Raw genomic sequence first — 1715 nt, forward strand, 5'->3', positions numbered from 1 at the left:
TCTAGTCTTCCTCAATTATTTAAACCTCCTCAAACAATATAAATTAGTATTCCACTAATAATATTCGTTGAGTACATATACATATTTATAACATTTTAATGCGAAGAATTTTTAATCTTTAGAGCTGTACTTAAACATAAGCAATTATATCAAATTAAATATTTAATATATACTTAATTTATATGCAATAAATCAAATTAATTTTAAATTTATATAGAATATTGTAAATATAATTCAAATTAAAATTGGTTCTATTTCCCATAATAAAAACCCTTCTAGCTATAGCTATACTTAATTATCTATTAATTCAGAATACTTTTAAGTATTCTGATGTAAGTATTTCCATCATCTACTGTTATATTATTCAAATCTATTTTATTCAGTAAATCTTTTGCATTTTTTAATCTTTCTATTATTTTATCATCAGTTGAACCATCAACTGTAAAAATATTTTCAGCTTCTTTCGTAAATTTCTCAAATTCATATTTTAATTTTCTAAAATAATCATTTTCTGTTGTTATTGTTAATTTTTCTACTTTAATTAAAGCTCTTTTTAAAAATTGATTCCATTTTTCATTTCCAATTACATTCTCAATTGCATTTTGCAACCTTTGAGAAATAAGTGTTTCATTCATGTCTTTAGCATTTTGTACAACCGATTGTGAAGAAGAATATCCTGCTTGTTTCCAAATTTGTGTTTTAACACTTCTAGGAATTTCCCCATAATACCATACAACATGCACTTCAAATTTAGTTAAAAATCTCATATTTACCTCCTTGATTTTATTAATACTATTAAATATTCCAATACTATTCTATATAAGTACTATAAATTTTGTATTTTACTTATAAAATGCTACTTATACGCTATAATATATCATATTTCTTCAAAAAAAACAATAAGGGTTTACATATTGCATGTTAATTCTGTCTTTATATAGTGTAAAACAACAGTCGACTGAAAAAAATGAAAGGATTGATTTTATAGAAACGACACAAGAAAACCCCGTTGCTTGTCTGGGTGGTAGTTCACATTTACTATTTGTCATTTTTGTTGTTTACTAGCTAATTTACTTTCTAAAAGTACCATTCTTCACATTTGTAATTTTGAATTATAATTATAGCTTTAAAATAATCGGAAAGAGTATTATTATCAGTAATAGGGTTACTAAAGAAACCATAAGCAGGAACATCAAAAGGACAATCCTTTCCATATGTTTTAAAAATAGTGAAAGATTTATTTTTATCTAAATAAGGGCTAAAAGGCTTTATAAATTCTTTATATTTTTCACTATTAGGTGAAGAGTATACGTACCCAATTGAGAATATTTTTCCTTTTAATTCACTATAGGAAGTATTGAGTACAGATGCAAAATTGTTTTTAATATTAGAAACTCCTTGTGTTAATGGAATATGAGCACATCCCCATTGTCCATAATACTTTCCTTTAGGATAATGTTCATATACAGATTTAAAGTTCTTCAATATTTGTTTCTCACGAATATTAAGGTATGTAATATCATCATCACTGGCATGATATACAACGATTCCATCTATAATCATATTTACATCAAAAAAATCACTTCCGAATAATTTTTCATAATCTTCTTTTCTTACACTTATATCCTTTTGAAGTTTTTTCGCAATCTTACATATTGGATTATCCCTATATATGTTATGACTATCAAGATCAGTTGTCTCATATATTTTTTTGA

Annotated in this window: 2 protein-coding genes; both read right to left on the minus strand. The window is 24.8% G+C overall.

The window, feature by feature from the left end; translation table 11 throughout:
- Positions 1 to 302 precede the first annotated feature (302 nt).
- Entirely contained in the window at positions 303 to 767 is a 465-nt protein-coding gene (locus tag CLTEP_RS13920; protein ID WP_066827670.1) for a hypothetical protein, read from the minus strand.
- 310 nt (positions 768 to 1077) lie between these two features.
- Positions 1078 to 1715: hypothetical protein (locus CLTEP_RS15010; protein ID WP_161938391.1), on the minus strand; the 638-nt coding region annotated here is incomplete at its 5' end.

Origin of the sequence: Clostridium tepidiprofundi DSM 19306, from assembly GCF_001594005.1 — a bacterium.
GTDB classification, from domain to species: domain Bacteria; phylum Bacillota; class Clostridia; order Clostridiales; family Clostridiaceae; genus Clostridium_AC; species Clostridium_AC tepidiprofundi.